Here is a 15,935-nt window from a genome sequence, read left to right on the forward strand (position 1 = left end):
GCCGGTCAGTCCCCGAGGCGCAGGGCCACCAGGGCGACGTCGTCCTCCGGGCGGCCGTGCACGAGCCGCTCGATCACCTCGTCGCACAGCTCGCCGAGCGGCCGCCCGGCCAGGGCCGTGACCGCGTCGGCCAGCCGGGCCAGCCCGGTGTCGAGGTCGACGTCGCGGCGCTCGACCAGGCCGTCGGTGTGCAGCAGCACCGTGCTGCCCCGCTCCAGCACCAGCGCGCTCTCGTGCCGCGGGCTGCCGGGGTCGACGCCGAGGAGCAGGTCGACCGGTGCGGCGGGCAGCTCGCGCAGCCGCCCGGCGGGGTCGAGGACCAGCGGCGGCAGGTGCCCGGCGCTGGACCAGCACACCCGGGTCAGCCCGGCCGCGGCCTCCTCCGGCGTCTGCTCGAAGCGGGCCACCGCCGCGGTGGCGTACGTGTCGACCGCCAGGGTCGCCATCGCCCGGTCCAGGCCCCGCAGCACCTCCGCCGGCCCCGCGTCGCTGTAGGCCGCGATGCCGCGCAGCAGCGAGCGCAGCTGGCCCATCGCCGCGGCGGCCGCGGTGTCGTGCCCGACGACGTCGCCGATGACCAGCGTCGTCGCCCCGGCCGGCTGGGCGAAGGCGTCGTACCAGTCCCCGCCCACCCGGGCGGCCTCCGCCGCCGGGGTGTAGCGCACCGCCAGCCGGCCCAGCCGGGAGCCGCGAGGGGTCGTCAGCAGGCTGCGCTGCAGCGCCTCGGCCAGCTGCCGCTGGCGGGCGAACAGCCGGGCGTTGTCCAGGGCCAGCCCCGCCCGGCCGGCGACCTCGCGGGCGGTGAGCGGGTCGACGCGCGAGCCGCTGGGCCCGCCGGAGAGGAAGGTGAGCGCGCCGATCACCCGGTCGCGTCCGGGCAGCGGCACGGCCAGCACTGCCGGGGCGCCCAGCTGCGCGTACAGGGCGCGGGCCTCGTCGTCGTGGATGGCCGCGAGGACGTCGGCGCCGTCGGCCTCCACCGTCTCCCCGGCCAGCGCGCGCACCACCGGCGCGGCCGACGGCATCCCGGGCAGCCGGACGGCGGCGTAGCGGTGCAGCAGGTCGCGCCTGGCCGGGTCGCCGTGCCAGGAGCCGAGGTCGCGGGGCCGGCCGTCGTCGTCGAGGACGGTCAGCAGGCAGGCCTCGCCGAGTTCGGGCACGACCAGCCGGGGGATGCGGCGGACCGCCTCGGTGAGGTCGAGCGTGCCGGTCAGCTCGGCCCCGACCCGGGCCAGCAGCGACAGCCGGTCCTGCGCGGTGCGGCGCGCGGTGACCTCGGAGAAGTACAGCGCCAGCCCGTCGGACCGCGGCACGGCGCGCACCTCGAACCAGCGGTCGAGCGGCTCGGGGTAGAACGCCTCGACCGTGCGGGCCCGGCCGCTGGCCACCACCTCGCGGTAGGTGCGGCCGAACTCGGTGTCGACGGCGAACGGGAACGACCGCCAGTAGCAGGCGCCGACCAGCTGGTCCCACGTCCGGCCGAGGACGGCCTCGCCCTCGCCGTTGACGTAGGTGATCCGCCAGTCGCGGTCGACGGCGACGTACCCCAGGGGCATCGCCTCGAGGACGGGGTCGCGCTGAGCGTGCACCGGAACGCCGCTCCCGTCCTCACGCTGTCGAGGGGTCGCCGGGAGACCGCGCCCCGCCCTTGGAGCCCCGGCGCCTGTTGTGCCACGGGGGCGGCCGCCGGTCAAGGGACCCGGCCGGGCCGCGACCGTGCGGTGCCCTGCCGCCTCAGGGGCAGGCGACCCACTCCTCCTCGCCGTCGGCGAAGACCTGCCGCTTCCAGATGGGCAGCCGCTTCTTGACCTCGTCGACCAGCTCGGCGCAGGCGCGGAACGCCTCGCCCCGGTGGGCGGCGCTGACCGCGCAGGCCAGGGCGACGTCGCCGATGCCCAGCAGCCCGACGCGGTGCGAGACGGCGACCGCGCGGACCTCGGGGCGGGCGGCGAACTCCCGTGCCAGCTCGGTGATCACCTGCTCGGCGGTCGGGTGGCCGACGTACTCCAGCTCGGTGACCGACCGCCCGCCGTCGACGTCGCGGACGACGCCGCAGAAGGAGACGACGGCACCGGCACCGGGGTCGGCCACCGCCTGCTCGTGCTCGGCGACCGACAGCGGCTCGTCGACGACTCTGGCGACCAGGTGCCCGGCGATCACGGCGCCGAAGCTACCCCGCCGGGTGGCACGTCGAGGTCCACCGGGTCGGCCAGGCCGGTGCAGTCGACCTCGGTGACGGCGTGCGCGGCCAGGTAGCGGCGGGCGCCCTCGTCGCCGGTCGCCGTCGCCGCGACGCCGGCCCAGTGCTCCCGGCCCAGCAGCACCGGGTGGCCGCGGACGCCGTCGTAGGTGGCCACCGCCAGCGCGGTCGGGCCGGCGTGCGCGGCGACCGCGCGCAGCGCCTCCGGCGTCATCCCCGGCATGTCGACCAGCGTGACCAGGGCGGCGTCGACCCTCCCCGGCCAGCCGCGGAGGCCCTGGAGGCCGGTGCGCAGGCTGGAGGCCATGCCGGTCTCCCAGTCGCGGTTGGCCAGCACGGTCGCGCCGTCGAGGTCGGCGGTGCGCCACACGTCGACCGCCCGTGCGCCGAGGACGACCAGCACGGGGTCGCACACCGCCCGCGCCGTCCGCACGGCCCGCTCGACCAGCAGGCTGCCGCCGTACTCGACCAGCGCCTTGGGCATGCCGTAGCGGCGCCCTCCGCCCGCGGCGAGGACCAGCCCCGCGACCGTGCTCATGCGCCCAGCCTCCCTCCCCGCACGAGCAACCCCTCAGCGGGCGTAGACGGCGACCTCGGAGGCCTTGACCACCGCCCACACGCGCGAGCCCGGGGCCAGCCCGAGCTCGGCGAACGCCGTCGCGGTCACGTCGGCGAGCAGCGGCACCTCGCCGTCGAGCTCGCAGCGCACCGTGGACCCGTGCGGCGTCGCGCCGGCCACGACCGCCGGCCACGCGTTGCGCGGGCTGCCCTCGGGCCGCGACGGGTACAGCGCCACCGACTCCGGCCGCACGGCCACCAGCACCGGGCCCTGCGCCGGCTCGGCCACGGTGACCACTCCCCCGCCGTCGAGGCGCACGGTGAGGCCCTCGGCGGTGCCGGGCAGCAGCGAGAGCCCGACCAGGCGGGCGACGTAGTCGGTGCGCGGGTGCCGGGCCACCTCCGCCGGCGCCCCGGCCTGCACCACCGCGCCGTCCTCGACCACCACCACGCGGTCGGCCAGCGCCATCGCGTCGACCGGGTCGTGGGTGACCAGCACGGTGCTGCCGGCGAAGTCGGCCAGGTGGCGGCGCAGCTCGGCGCGGACGGCGAGGCGGGTGCGGGCGTCGAGCGCCGACAGCGGCTCGTCGAGCAGCAGCAGCGCCGGGTCGCCGACCAGCGCCCGGGCCAGTGCGGCGCGCTGCGCCTGTCCGCCGGACAGCTGCCCGGGCCGCCGGTCGCCGAGGCCGGCGATGCCCACCCGCTCCAGCCACGCGGCCGCCGCCCGGCGCGCGGCCGACTTCGGCGCCCCGCGGGTGCGCGGGCCGAAGGCGACGTTGTCGAGCACCGACAGGTGCGGGAAGAGCAGGTGGTCCTGGAACACCATCCCGAGCGGGCGGCGGTGGGCGGGCAGGTGCACCCGGCCGGCGACGTCGTCCCAGGTCGCGCCGTCGACGACCACCCGGCCGCCGTCGGGCGGCAGCAGGCCGGCCAGGACCCGCAGCAGCGTGGACTTGCCCGCCCCGTTGGGTCCGAGGACGGCGAGCACCTCGCCGTCGGCGACCTCGAGCGCGACGTCGACGGTGAGCGGACCCCGGCCGACGACGACCCGCGCGGCCAGGGTCACGCGGCCGCGCCCCGGCCCAGCCAGCGGTCGCGCAGCAGCAGCAGGGTGGCCACCGAGACGACGAGCAGGACCAGCGACAGCACGATCGCCGCCTGCGGGTCGCGCTGCAGGGCGAGGTAGACCGCGAGCGGCATCGTCTGCGTCGTCCCCGGGAAGTTGCCGGCGAAGGTGATCGTTGCGCCGAACTCGCCCAGCGCCCGTGCCCAGCACAGCACCGCCCCGGCGGCCACGCCCGGTGCCACCAGCGGCAGCGTGACGCGGCGGAAGGTGGTCCACCGGTCCGCGCCGAGGGTGGCGGCGGCGTCCTCGTAGCGGGCGTCGGCGGCCCGCAGCGCGCCCTCGACGCTGATGACGAGGAACGGCATCGCCACGAACGTCTCGGCGATGACGACCGCCGTGGTGGTGAACGGGATGGTGATCCCCGTGGCCTCGGCCAGCCAGCGCCCGACGATCCCCTGGCGGCCGAGCACCAGGAACAGCGCGACGCCGCCGACCACCGGGGGCAGCACCAGTGGCACGGTGACGAGGGCGCGCAGCACCGCCCGCCCGCGGGCCCGCGAGCGCGCGAGCACCCAGGCCAGCGGCACCCCCAGGACGACGGACACCAGCGTGGCGAGGGTGGCCGACACCAGGGACAGCCGCAGCGCCTGCCCGACGCCGGGGGCGGTGAGCAGGGTGCCCAGCTGCGACCACGGGGTGCGGACCAGCAGCCCGGCCAGCGGCAGGACGAGGAAGGCGACGGCGAGGGCGGCGGGGACCAGCAGCGGCGCCGGGGTGCGGGGCCGCCTCACGGGGAGCGGAAGCCGGCCGCCTCGAGCGCCTGCTGCCCCTCGTCGGACAGCACCAGGTCGACGAAGGCCTGCGCGGCGTCGGCGTTGGGCGCCTCCGCCAGGGTGACCAGCGGGTAGTCGTTGACCGCGTCCTCGGCCTCCGGGAAGGCGATGCCCTCGACGGCGTCACCGGCGGCGGTGACGTCGGTGGCGTAGACCAGGGCGGCGTCGACCTCGCCGAGCTCGACCTTGGTCAGCGCCGCGCGCACGTCCTCCTCCTGGGTGTCCGGAAGCGGTGTGACGCCCGCGGCGGCGAACACGTCCTCGGCGGCGGCGCCGCAGGGCACCTCGGGGGCGCAGACGGCGAGCGCGAGGTCCTCGCGGCCGAAGTCGGCCAGTCCGGTGATCCCGGCCGGGTTCCCCGCGGGGACGGCGATCTGCAGGACGTTGGCGGTGAACACGGTCGGGTCGCCGTCGGCGAGGCCGGCGTCGGTGACCACCGCCATCTGCGTGGGGTTGGCCGAGGCGAAGACGTCGGCCGGGGCGCCCTGGGTCAGCTGGGTGGCCAGCGCGGAGCTGCCGGCGAAGTTGAACTGCACGGTCAGGTCGGGGTCGTCGCCCTCGAGCTGCTCCCCGAGCCCGGTGAAGACGTCGGTGAGCGAGGCGGCGGCGAAGACGGTGAGGGTGCCGCTGAGACCGCCGTCGCCGGACGGTGACGCCGACGTGCCGCCCGACGCCTGCGCGCCGTCGTCCCCGCCGCCCCCGCAGGCGCCGAGCGCCCCCAGGGCCACCGCCACCAGCACCGCCGTGCCCCGTCCGCGCATCGGGTCTCCTCACCGCCGGGCGGACCATCTGATCCGCGCCTGCGGGACGATAGCCGAGGAGGGGCCGGACCTGCGGCCGGTCCGCGGGCGCGGCCTCCGCAGATCCGCCAGGATGCGCCCATGCGACCGTCCACTGCTCGGTGTACGGGACCGACTAGGGGACGTCGACGGACACCTGGGTCGCCTTGACGGTGGCCACGGCGCGCACGCCGACGTCGAGGCCGAGCTCGTCGGCCGCCTCGCGGGACATCAGCGACACCAGACGGAAGGGGCCCGCCTGGATCTCGACCTGCGCCATGACGGTGTCGCGGACGACGCGCGTGACGATGCCGGCCAGCCGGTTGCGGGCGGAGGAGCCGCGGGTCGTCCCCGGCTCGGGCGCGTCGTGCAGCTCGGTGGCCAGGCGGGCGAGGTCGGCGCCGTCGACGTGCGCCGGGCCGCTGCCCACCCGCGCGGCCGGCAGGCGGCCGCTGTCGATCCACCGCCGGACCGTGTCGTCGCTGACGCCGAGGAGCGTCGCGGCCTCGGCGATCCGGTAGCTCGCGCCCACGCCGGGCGACCCTAGTCGCCGGTACGACGGTCCCGGCGGCGCCGGGGCGGGCTGGGGACGCGGAGCCGCCGTCCACAGGCGTCCGGCGTCCCCGCCGTCGCGGCGGGAGAGCATCGGGCCGTGCTCGACGACGCCTGGCTCACCGACCTCCTCCGCTCCCGCGGCGGCCTGCTCACCGACGCCGGCGTGGCGTCGGAGCTGGCGGCCACCCTCGCCGCGCGCCACCGGGTCGTCGACGGCACCGGGACCGCCACCCGCGAGCTGCTCGCCGCCCTGGACGACACGTGGGAGCGCGGCTGGCAACCGGCCGACGTGGTGCACGCCGCCCGCGCGCAGGCGACGGCGGCCTCGGTGCCGCTGGTCGTGGCGCTCGTCGCCGAGCACGCGCGGCGCACCGACGCGGCGGCGCGCGCACCGGGGACCTGGCTCGACCAGCTGCGCGAGCTGGGGGTGCCCGCCGCGGGCGACCCCGCGGTCGTGGCCGCCTGGGTGCGCCGCGAGGGCAGGTCGCCGGCGGACGCGTGGCGGATCGTGCTGCGGCTGGCCGGGCTGCTGCGGTCCACGGCGCGCCTCGAGGTGCTCGTCCCGCCGCCCTCGCGGTGGGGGCCGGCCGCCCGGCGGGAGGCGGCGCCCGGCCCGGACGACGCGCGGGTGCTGCGGCGCATCCGGGCGCTGCTGGCGAAGGCGGAGTCCACGGAGTACCCGGAGGAGGCCGAGGCGCTGACCGCGAAGGCGCAGGAGCTGATGACCCGGCACGCCGTCGACACCGTCCTCGTGGCCGACCGGCCTGCCGCCTGCTCCGACGTGGCCACCCGCCGCGTCCACGTCGACGACCCGTACGTGCAGGCCAAGGTGCAGCTGCTCGGCGCGGTCGCCGACGCCAACGGGGTCCGGCTGGCCTGGTACCGCGGGCTGGGCATCGCGACCCTGGTCGGCATCGCGGCCGACCTCGACGCGGTGGAGCTGCTGTTCACCTCGCTGCTGCTGCAGGCCGGTCAGGCACTGGCGGCGGCCGAGGCGCCGGCAGGGGCGCCGACAGCGGCGCCGACGGGACGGCGGCCGGCCTCCCGCGCCTTCCGGCGGGCGTTCCTGCTCGGCTACGCCGGCCGGATCGGCGAGCGGCTGACCCGGGCGCGGGAGCGGGCCACCCGGGCGGCCGCCGAGGAACGGGGCGTCGACCTGCTGCCGGTCCTGCGGTCGAGGCAGGAGGCCGTCGACGACGCGTTCACCGAGCTGTTCCCGCGGGTGCGCAGCAGCCGCAGCCGCTCGTCGGTGGACGGCGCCGGCTGGTGGGCCGGGCGGTCGGCCGCGGACTCCGCCGACGTCGGCTCGCGCCGCGCCCACCTGCGGTGAGGCGCCCGGCCACGTCCGGCGGGGCGGTGCCCGGGCCACCTGGGCTCCGTTTGCCGATCTCGGCGGCCGGGCAGCGGCACCCGGTGTCACGCACCCCCCGCGAGAACCCCGCCGGCGGCTCCGCCTCGGTCCGCACCCGCCGGCTGCGGGAGACCGCCCGCGACGTCCTCGGCTTCGAGGAGTTCCGCCCCGGCCAGGAGCGCGCCATGCAGGCCGTGCTGGCCGGCCGTGACACGCTCGCGGTGCTGCCCTCGGGCGCCGGCAAGAGCGCCGTCTACCAGGTGGCCGGGCAGCTGCTCGACGGCCCGGTGGTCATCGTCTCCCCGCTGATCGCCCTGCAGCGCGACCAGGTGGAGCGGCTCGCCGAGCTCGGCGAGGAGGCCGGCCGGGCCGCCCAGCTCAACTCCAGCCTCTCGGCCGGCGAGCAGCACGCGGCGCTGCAGGGACTGGGGGAGGGAACGGTCCGCTACCTGTTCCTCGCCCCGGAGCAGCTGGCCAAGCCCGAGGTCGTGCACGCGGTCCGCGACGCCTCCCCCGCGCTGTTCGTCGTCGACGAGGCGCACTGCGTCTCCGCCTGGGGGCACGACTTCCGCCCCGACTACCTCCGGCTGGGCCAGGTCGTCGAGCAGCTGGACCACCCCACGGTGCTCGCACTGACCGCGACCGCCGCCCCGCCGGTGCGCGCCGAGATCGTCGAGCGCCTGGCGATGCGCGACCCCGAGGTCGTCGTCGCCGGCTTCGACCGTCCCGAGATCCGCCTGGAGGTCGACCACCACGCCGACGCGCACGCCAAGCGCACCGCCGTGCTCGACCGCGCCGCCGGGGAGGTCGAGGCCGGCCGCGGCCCGGGCATCGTCTACAGCGCCACCCGCAAGGGCACCACCGACCTCGCCGAGGCCCTCGTGGAGCGCGGCCTGCGCGCCCGGCCCTACCACGCGGGCCTGAAGAAGAGCGAGCGCGAGGACACGCAGCGCGCGTGGATGGAGGACGAGCTCGACGTCGTCGTGGCCACCACCGCCTTCGGCATGGGCATCGACAAGCCCGGCACCCGGTTCGTCGTGCACGCCGAGCCCGCCGACTCGATCGACAGCTACTACCAGGAGATCGGCCGCGCGGGCCGCGACGGGCAGGCGGCGCTCGCCGTCCTCGTGTACCGGCAGGAGGACCTCGGGCTGCGGCGGTTCTTCGCCGCGGGCGCCCCCGGCGAGGAGGAGCTGCAGCAGGTGGCCGGCCTGGTCGCCGCCGCACCGGCGGCCGGCCTCGAGGACGGCGTCGACGTCAGGCAGCTGCGCGAGGAGACCGGCCGGGGCGCCACGCCGCTGGCCCGCGACCTCAACCTGCTCGAGCAGGTGTCGGCCGTCGTCCTCGACGAGGAGGGCGCGGCCCACCCCGCCGACGGCGCGCCCTCCCCCGGCCAGGCCGCCGCCGCGGCCCGCGAGCTCGCCGAGCACCACGAGCGGGTCGACCAGAGCCGCGTGGAGATGATGCGCGGCTACGCCGAGACCACCGGGTGCCGCCGCCAGTACCTGCTCGGCTACTTCGGCGAGCAGCTCGAGGAGCCGTGCGGCAACTGCGACACCTGCTCGGCGGGCACCTCGCACGAGCAGCCCTCCGGCGCCGACGCCGACACCCCGTTCGCGCCCGAGACGCCGGTGGAGCACACCGAGTGGGGCCCGGGGGTGGTGATGCGCGTGGAGGACGACCGCGTCGTCGTGCTGTTCGAGGAGGTCGGCTACAAGACCCTCGCGCTGCGGGCGGTCGAGGCCCACGACCTGCTGCGGGTCCGGGGCGCCTGACCGGCAGGGCGCAGCGCCGGACGACCTGCCCGCGACCCGGGCACCGGGGCATGCTGTGCGTCACAGCACCGCCCCGACCGGAAGAGGTGGCTCATGGCCTCGACACCACGGTCGCCGCTCGGCGACGAGGTCCTCGACCAGCTGCTCGCCCACGCCCGCCTGGAGCTCCCGGAGGACCGGCGGGCCGTGGCCGGTCCGGCCGTGACGATGGTCCTGGGGCTCTACGACAGCCTCGACGACGTCGCGGTCGGCGAGACCCCGCCCGCCTCGGCGTTCGACGCGCGGTGGCGGTGAGGGAGTGCAGCCCCACGAGCTGAGCGTCGCCGAGGCCGCCCGGCAGATCGAGCAGCGGACGCTGTCCCCGGTCGAGCTCGTGCAGTCCGCGCTCGACCGCATCGAGCAGGTCGAGGACCGGCTCAACGCCTTCGTCGTCGTGACCGCCGAGCAGGCGCTGGAGGCGGCCCGCCGGGCGGAGGAGGAGATCGCCGGCGGCGGGTACCGCGGGCCGCTGCACGGCATCCCCGTGGGGATCAAGGACCTCTACGACGCCGTGGGCCTGCCGACGACGTCGAGCTCCGCGGTCCGCTCCGACCACCACCCGACGGAGGACTCCGCCTGCGTGGCCCGGCTCCGTGACGCCGGCGCCGTCGTGGTGGGCAAGACGCACACCCACGAGTTCGCCTACGGCGTGCTCACCCCGACGACGCGCAACCCCTGGGACACCGGGTGCGTGCCGGGTGGCTCCAGCGGCGGGTCCGGGGCCGCGGTGGCCGCCGGGGAGTGCCTGCTGGGGATGGGCACCGACACGGGCGGCTCGATCCGCATCCCGGCGTCGGTGTGCGGCACCGTCGGCCTCAAACCCACCTTCGGCCGGGTCTCCCGCGCGGGCATCACGTCGCTGTGCTGGTCGATGGACCACGCCGGGCCGCTCACGCGGACCGTGCGCGACGCCGCCCTGGCCCTGCAGGCCGTCGCCGGCTTCGACGCCCGCGACCCCGGATCGGTCCAGGAGCCGGTGCCCGACTACGCCCGCGACCTCGACGCCGGGGTCCGCGGCCTGACGCTCGGCGTGCCGACCAACTACTTCTTCGACGACGTCGACCCCGAGGTGGAGGCGGCCGTCCGGGAGGCGATCGCCGTCCTGGAGGCCCAGGGGGCGCGGCTGCGGGAGGTGGAGATCCCGTACGCCGGCCAGATGATGGCCGTCGAGTTCGGGATCGTCATCCCCGAGGCCAGCGCCTACCACCAGGAGATGCTGCGGGAGTCCGGGGAGCGCTACACCGCCGACGTGCGGGTGCTCCTCGAGGCCGGGGAGACGGTGCTCGCCACGCAGTACATCAAGGCCCTGCGCGTCCGCACGCTGGTGCAGCAGGCGTTCCGCCACGCCTTCGAGGGCCTCGACGCGCTGGTCTGCCCCACCCTGCCCACCGCCGCCGCGGAGGTGGGCCAGGAGGCGTTCACCTTCCCCGGCGGCGCCCGGAAGTCGGTGATCGACGCCTGGGTCGGCCACTCGGCCCCGGGCAACGTGACCGGCCTGCCGGCGCTGTCGGTGCCCTGCGGCTTCACCTCGGCCGGGCTCCCCGTGGGGCTGCAGGTCATCGGCCGGCCCTTCGACGAGGCGGGCGTGCTCCGCATCGGACAGGCCTACGAGTCGGCGACGGACTGGACGAGCCGGCGCCCGCCCCTGTAGCCGCGGGGCCCCGCACAGCGGCTGCACGGCACCACCGCTTCGGGTGCTCGCCCTGCGGGGCGGCCGCACCGCGGCGATGATCACCCGAGGACCCGGGCGCGGCGCCCGGGCGGGAGGAGTGCGCACGTGAAGGTCCTCGGCATCAACGCCATCTACCACGACCCCGCCGCGGCGCTCGTCGTCGACGGGCGGGTCGTGGCCGCGGCCGAGGAGGAGCGCTTCAGCCGGCGCAAGCACGGCAAGCGCCCCCTGCCCTGGAGCGCCTGGGAGCTGCCCGAGCTGTCGGCCGCGTGGTGCCTGCGGGAGGTCGGCATCCGCCCGGAGGAGCTCGACGCGGTGGCCTACTCCTTCGACCCGGCACTCATGGGCACCCCCGAGGACTCCGGGCTCTTCGACGACGGCGACACCATGCGCAAGCGGTACGCCGAGATGGCGCCGGACTTCCTCGCCCACGCCCTGCCCGGCCTGGACCCCGCCAAGGTCCGCTTCGTCAAGCACCACGTCGCGCACGCCGCCTCGGCGGGCAAGGCCGCCCCGCAGCGGGACAACGCGGTGCTCGTGCTCGACGGCCGCGGCGAGGCGCACAGCCACCTCGCCGGCCGCTACGTCGACGGGCAGCTGGAGGTCCTCGCCGGGCAGGCGCTGCCGCACTCCCTCGGGCTGCTGTACGAGGAGCTCACCGACCACCTGGGCTTCCTGCGCAGCTCCGACGAGTTCAAGGTCATGGCGATGGCCTCCTACGGCAAGCCGCGCTTCCTCGGCGAGCTGTCCGAGCTCATCCGGCCCACCGGCGACGGCGGCTTCGTCACCGAGCGGATCGACTTCACCGAGTTCGCGCCCCGCCTGGGCAAGGGCGACGACTGGACCGAGGCGCACGCCGACCTCGCCGCCAGCGTGCAGACCCGGCTGGAGGAGGTGCTGGTCGACCTCGCCCGCTGGGTGTACGAGCAGACCGGCGAGAAGACGCTGACCATGGCCGGCGGTGTCGCGCTCAACTGCGTGGCCAACACCCGCATCCTGGCCGAGACCCCCTTCGAGGAGGTCTGGGTGCAGCCGGCCGCCGGCGACGCCGGGACCGCGCTCGGCAGCGCCCTGCACGTCGCGCACGAGCTCGGCGAGCGCACCGAGCCGATGCCGGGGGCGGCGCTGGGCCGCGGCTGGGGCGACGACGAGATCGAGCGGTGGCTGCAGACCGCGGCCATCGACTACGAGCGGCCCGACGACGTCGCCGAGGCCGTCGCGGAGGTCCTCGCCGACAACGGCATCGTCGCCTGGTTCCAGGGCCGCAGCGAGTACGGCCCGCGCGCGCTCGGCCACCGGTCGCTGCTGGCGCACCCGGGCTTCGAGGCCAACCTCGAGCGGATGAACGACGTCAAGGGCCGCGAGCAGTTCCGCCCGGTCGCGCCGATGGTGCTGCTGGAGCGGGCGCCGGAGATCTTCGGCCGCGGGCCGATCCCCTCGCCCTACATGCTCTTCGTGCACGACGTCGCCGAGGAGTGGCGCGACCGCATCCCCACGGTCACCCACGTCGACGGCACCGCGCGCATCCAGACCATCGACCCGCGGACCGAGCCGCTGGTGCACCGGATGATCGCGGCGTTCGAGCGGCGCACCGGGCTGCCGGTCGTGGTCAACACCAGCCTCAACACCGCCGGGCGGCCGATGGTCGACGACCCGCGCGACGCCCTCGAGTGCTTCGGCTCTGCGCCGGTCGACCTGCTCGCCATCGGCCCCTTCGTCGTCCGCCGGCCGCGCCCCACGCCGCGCCCCTGAGCGGTCCACCTCTCCCCCGTCCGGGCGAGAGGCGAACCGGGACGGCCCCCTCCTGCGAAGTCCGGGAGCACGCCGGACCACGACGGTGACGATCCGGTAACGACGGTCCCCTGATGGGGGGAGCGTCGTTGCCGGGTCGCCGCCGCCGGGTACCGGAACCCCCAGCACCCGCCACGACGGCGGCGCACGACACACGCGGAGGAACGAGCACCATGGCATCTGCAGGGAACACCGGCGCGCGGCAGGGCATGACCTGGCCCCAGGCGCTCGCGCTCGCCTTCGGGGTGGTCTACCTCCTGGTCGGCATCGTCGGCTTCTTCGTCACCGGCTTCGACGCCTTCGCCGACAACAGCCAGGACGAGATGCTCCTGATCTTCATGATCAACCCGTTGCACAACATCGTGCACATCGTGATCGGCCTGGCCGGGATCGCCCTGTCGCGCACGCTGGCCGGCGCGCGCACCTACGGCTGGCTGCTCGCCGTCGGCTACGGCGCGGCGTTCGTCTACGGCCTGATCGCGATCGGCCAGGACTGGGACTTCCTCAACATCAACGCCGCCGACAACGTGCTGCACATCGCCACCGCCGTCGTCGGCCTGGTGATGGCGCTGGGACCGGTGAACACCGCAGCGCGCCCCTCGCGCGTGTGACCGGCACGTTCCCGTCCGGCACCGTGCCGGACGACCAGGAGCCGGGCCCCGCCACCGCGGCGGGGCCCGGCTCCCGTCGTCCCGGACCTCGCCCCCCGGTGCGACGCCGGTCACCCAGCGGTCTACCTTCCGAGACATGGACTTCGCCCTCTCCGCCCGAGCCGAGGACGTCTGCGGCCGGATGTGGGACTTCATGCGTGAGCAGGTCTTCCCCGCCGAGACCGTCTACGAGGAGTGGCGGGCCGCCCGCGGCCACGACGACCACGCCCACCCGCCGGTCCTCGAGGACCTCAAGAAGGAGGCCCGCGCCCGGGGCCTGTGGAACCTCTTCCACCACGAGCTCGGGGGGCTGACCAACCTCGAGTACGCCTCGGTCGCCGAGATCATGGGCTGGTCCCCGGTGATCGCGCCCGAGGTGACCAACTGCGGCGCCCCGGACACCGGCAACATGGAGACGCTGATGCTGTTCGGGACGCCCGAGCAGAAGCAGCGCTGGCTCGAGCCGCTGCTCGAGGGCGAGATCCGGTCGGCCTTCGCCATGACCGAGCCCGACGTCGCCTCCTCCGACGCCCGCAACATCCAAACCTCGATCGTGCGCGACGGCGACGAGTACGTGATCAACGGCCGCAAGTGGTGGACCAGCGGTGCCGCCGACGAGCGCTGCCAGATCTTCATCGTCATGGGCAAGACCGACCCCGAGGGCGCTCCGCACCGCCAGCAGTCGATGATCCTCGTGCCGCGGGACACCCCCGGCCTGGAGATCCTGCGCCATCTGCCGGTGTTCGGGTACCAGGACCAGCACGGCCACTCCGAGCTGCGGCTGACCGACGTCCGCGTGCCGGCGTCGAACCTGCTGGCCGGCGAGGGCGACGGGTTCATGATCGCCCAGGCCCGGCTCGGTCCCGGCCGCATCCACCACTGCATGCGCGCACTCGGCATGGCCGAGCGGGCGCTGGCGCTCATGGTCGACCGCGCGCAGAAGCGGGTCGCCTTCGGCCGCCCCCTGGCCGAGCAGGGCACCGTCCGGGAGACCATCGCCCGCTCGCGGATGGAGATCGACCAGGCCCGGCTGCTGGTGCTGCGCACCGCCGACCTGATCGACAAGTACGGGGCGAAGGGTGCCCGCACCGAGATCGCCGCCATCAAGGTGATCGCGCCCAACGTCGCCTGCGACGTCATCGACCGGTCCATCCAGGTCCACGGTGGCGCCGGCGTCAGCGGTGACACCCCGCTGGCCCGCTTCTACGCCGCGGCCCGCACGCTGCGCATCGCCGACGGGCCCGACGCGGTGCACCTGCGGTCGGTGGCCAAGGAGGAGCTCGCCCGCGAGCGCCCCTACGTGGGCTGACGAACGACGACGGGGCCGGCACCGCGTGGTGCCGGCCCCGTCGCGTGCCCGGGGTCAGGGCGTCAGGCTCGAGCCGAACCCCCCGCCGGCGAGCTTGGCCATCAGCTGCGTGCGATCGAGTCCCACGCCGGCCAGCGCGTCGCCGTCCCGGTCGGTGTCGATGTCGTCGGGTAGCTGCGCCTCGACCTTGTCGGCCGTGTCGTTGTCGCCCTCGGTGCGCAGCACCCGCACCAGCTCCTGCTTGTCCAGCTTCACGCGCTTCCTCCGTTCTGGGGACCGCCGATCCTCCCGGAGTGTGGTGCGCCTCACCCCGCGGCGGCAACCGGACGGCGGTGACGGACACGGCGCTCAGCGGGGCCGGGACCGCCCGAACAGGAACGCGCTCACGGCGAGCAGGAGGACGCCCACGGACAGCTGCGCGGCCCCGACGCCGCCGCGCTGCCCGACGAACCACGTCGACGCGGACACGAGCAGCACGACGCCGACGCCGAGGACGAGCAGCGCCACCAGCCGCCGGCGCCGCGACCGCCCGTCGTCGTCCCGTGGTGCCGGGGTGCCTGCCATCTCGCCTCCGCTCCCGGCCCGGCGCTCCGCCGCGGCCTGTCCGTCGAGCCAACCAGACGTCCGCGGCCGGCGCGCCGGGGCTCGACAGGCAAGCAGGAACTTGCGTATCGTCCCGGCGTGGGCGACGTGTTCCGAGCCCTCGCCGACCCGACCCGGCGCGCACTGCTCGACGAGCTGCAGGAGCGGGACGGCCAGACGTTGTTCGAGCTGTGCACCCGGCTGATCCAGCGGCACGGGGTGGGCTCGTCACGCCAGGCCGTCTCCCAGCACCTGGAGGTCCTCGAGCAGGCGGGCCTGGTGCGGACCCGGCGGGAGGGTCGCTACAAGTTCCACCACCTGGACACCTCGCCCCTGCGCGCCATCGTCGAGCGGTGGCGGCTCGACACGGAGGAGGGCCCGTGCGGATCACCCTGACCAGCGTGCTGGTCGACGACCAGGACAAGGCGCTGCGCTTCTACACCGAGGTGCTCGGCTTCGTGAAGCGGACGGAGGTGCCGCTGGGGGAGCACCGCTGGCTGACCGTCGTCTCGCCCGAGGCGCCCGACGGCGTGGAGCTGGTGCTCGAGCCCGACGGCCACCCGGCGGCGCGGCCGTTCAAGGAGGCGCTGGTGGCCGACGGCATCCCCTACACGTCCTTCACGGTCGCCGACGTGCACGCCGAGACCGCGCGGCTCAAGGCCCTCGGCGTGCGGTTCACCCAGGAGCCCCTGGAGATGGGGCCGGTGATCACCGCCGTCTTCGACGACACCTGCGGCAACCTGCTTCAGATCGCGAGCGCCCCGGCCGCCTGAGC

18 protein-coding genes and 1 pseudogene are annotated in these 15,935 nt (G+C 75.9%); 9 read left to right on the forward strand and 10 right to left on the reverse strand.

Annotated elements, in window-relative coordinates; translation table 11 throughout:
- Positions 1-5: 5 nt before the first annotated feature.
- From CHC04_RS05250 to CHC04_RS05280, 8 genes and pseudogenes are all read right to left on the reverse strand, one after another.
- Positions 6-1,589, reverse strand: a complete 1,584-nt coding sequence (locus tag CHC04_RS05250) for a SpoIIE family protein phosphatase (protein WP_245817002.1) — start codon at positions 1,587-1,589, stop codon at positions 6-8.
- A 145-nt stretch (positions 1,590-1,734) separates the two neighbouring features.
- On the reverse strand, positions 1,735-2,160 hold the full coding sequence (locus CHC04_RS05255) for a molybdenum cofactor biosynthesis protein MoaE (protein WP_245817003.1): 426 nt from the start codon (positions 2,158-2,160) through the stop codon (positions 1,735-1,737).
- Complete coding sequence (locus CHC04_RS05260; RefSeq protein ID WP_089402852.1) at positions 2,157-2,738, reverse strand: nucleotidyltransferase family protein; 582 nt, start codon at positions 2,736-2,738, stop codon at positions 2,157-2,159. The genes CHC04_RS05255 and CHC04_RS05260 overlap by 4 nt, the downstream gene beginning before the upstream one ends.
- Positions 2,739-2,771: 33 nt before the next feature.
- Entirely contained in the window at positions 2,772-3,227 is a 456-nt protein-coding gene (locus tag CHC04_RS25475; RefSeq protein ID WP_425432451.1) for a TOBE domain-containing protein, read from the reverse strand.
- A 120-nt stretch (positions 3,228-3,347) separates the two neighbouring features.
- Positions 3,348-3,791: pseudogene (locus tag CHC04_RS25480) on the reverse strand (ATP-binding cassette domain-containing protein); the annotation flags it as partial.
- A 29-nt stretch (positions 3,792-3,820) separates the two neighbouring features.
- Entirely contained in the window at positions 3,821-4,615 is a 795-nt protein-coding gene (locus CHC04_RS05270; RefSeq protein WP_089402854.1) for an ABC transporter permease, read from the reverse strand.
- The gene (gene modA / locus CHC04_RS05275; protein WP_089402855.1) at positions 4,612-5,418 is read right to left on the reverse strand and encodes a molybdate ABC transporter substrate-binding protein; all 807 of its coding nucleotides are present in this window, start codon (positions 5,416-5,418) and stop codon (positions 4,612-4,614) included. The genes CHC04_RS05270 and modA overlap by 4 nt, the downstream gene beginning before the upstream one ends.
- A 154-nt stretch (positions 5,419-5,572) precedes the next feature.
- Entirely contained in the window at positions 5,573-5,968 is a 396-nt protein-coding gene (locus CHC04_RS05280; RefSeq protein WP_089402856.1) for a TOBE domain-containing protein, read from the reverse strand.
- 120 nt (positions 5,969-6,088) lie between these two features.
- Here CHC04_RS05280 and CHC04_RS05285 point away from each other — a divergent pair, with 120 nt between their 5' ends.
- From CHC04_RS05285 to CHC04_RS05315, 7 genes are all read left to right on the forward strand, one after another.
- Positions 6,089-7,321, forward strand: coding sequence for a DUF2786 domain-containing protein (locus CHC04_RS05285; RefSeq protein WP_176449832.1), 1,233 nt, complete (start codon positions 6,089-6,091; stop codon positions 7,319-7,321).
- 83 nt (positions 7,322-7,404) lie between these two features.
- Complete coding sequence (locus tag CHC04_RS05290; protein ID WP_089403339.1) at positions 7,405-9,117, forward strand: RecQ family ATP-dependent DNA helicase; 1,713 nt, start codon at positions 7,405-7,407, stop codon at positions 9,115-9,117.
- 93 nt (positions 9,118-9,210) lie between these two features.
- Positions 9,211-9,411: a hypothetical protein gene (locus CHC04_RS05295; RefSeq protein WP_089402858.1), complete on the forward strand. Its 201-nt coding sequence runs from the start codon at positions 9,211-9,213 to the stop codon at positions 9,409-9,411.
- Between the two features lie 4 nt (positions 9,412-9,415).
- Positions 9,416-10,807 (forward strand): amidase, encoded by a 1,392-nt coding sequence (locus tag CHC04_RS05300; protein ID WP_089402859.1) that lies wholly within the window; start codon positions 9,416-9,418, stop codon positions 10,805-10,807.
- Positions 10,808-10,933: 126 nt separating this feature from the next.
- Positions 10,934-12,580, forward strand: a complete 1,647-nt coding sequence (locus CHC04_RS05305; protein ID WP_089402860.1) for a carbamoyltransferase family protein — start codon at positions 10,934-10,936, stop codon at positions 12,578-12,580.
- A gap of 212 nt (positions 12,581-12,792) precedes the next feature.
- Entirely contained in the window at positions 12,793-13,230 is a 438-nt protein-coding gene (locus CHC04_RS05310; protein ID WP_089402861.1) for a DUF4383 domain-containing protein, read from the forward strand.
- A 136-nt stretch (positions 13,231-13,366) separates the two neighbouring features.
- The gene (locus CHC04_RS05315) at positions 13,367-14,578 is read left to right on the forward strand and encodes an acyl-CoA dehydrogenase family protein (RefSeq protein ID WP_089402862.1); all 1,212 of its coding nucleotides are present in this window, start codon (positions 13,367-13,369) and stop codon (positions 14,576-14,578) included.
- Positions 14,579-14,632: 54 nt separating this feature from the next.
- On the opposite strand, the gene CHC04_RS05320 is transcribed toward CHC04_RS05315, so the two are convergent.
- Together CHC04_RS05320 and CHC04_RS05325 are read right to left on the reverse strand one after the other, a co-directional pair.
- On the reverse strand, positions 14,633-14,833 hold the full coding sequence (locus CHC04_RS05320) for a hypothetical protein (protein WP_089402863.1): 201 nt from the start codon (positions 14,831-14,833) through the stop codon (positions 14,633-14,635).
- A gap of 93 nt (positions 14,834-14,926) precedes the next feature.
- The gene (locus CHC04_RS05325) at positions 14,927-15,142 is read right to left on the reverse strand and encodes a hypothetical protein (protein WP_089402864.1); all 216 of its coding nucleotides are present in this window, start codon (positions 15,140-15,142) and stop codon (positions 14,927-14,929) included.
- Positions 15,143-15,259: 117 nt separating this feature from the next.
- On the opposite strand from CHC04_RS05325, the gene CHC04_RS05330 reads away from it, so the two are divergent.
- Positions 15,260-15,556 carry an ArsR/SmtB family transcription factor gene (locus tag CHC04_RS05330; protein ID WP_089402865.1) on the forward strand — a complete coding sequence of 99 codons (297 nt, stop codon included), beginning with the start codon at positions 15,260-15,262 and terminating at the stop codon, positions 15,554-15,556.
- Positions 15,541-15,933, forward strand: a complete 393-nt coding sequence (locus CHC04_RS05335) for a VOC family protein (protein ID WP_089402866.1) — start codon at positions 15,541-15,543, stop codon at positions 15,931-15,933. The genes CHC04_RS05330 and CHC04_RS05335 overlap by 16 nt, the downstream gene beginning before the upstream one ends.
- The last annotated feature ends 2 nt before the right edge of the window (positions 15,934-15,935 follow it).

The sequence above is a fragment of the Geodermatophilus saharensis genome (assembly GCF_900188205.1).
GTDB classification, from domain to species: domain Bacteria; phylum Actinomycetota; class Actinomycetes; order Mycobacteriales; family Geodermatophilaceae; genus Geodermatophilus; species Geodermatophilus saharensis.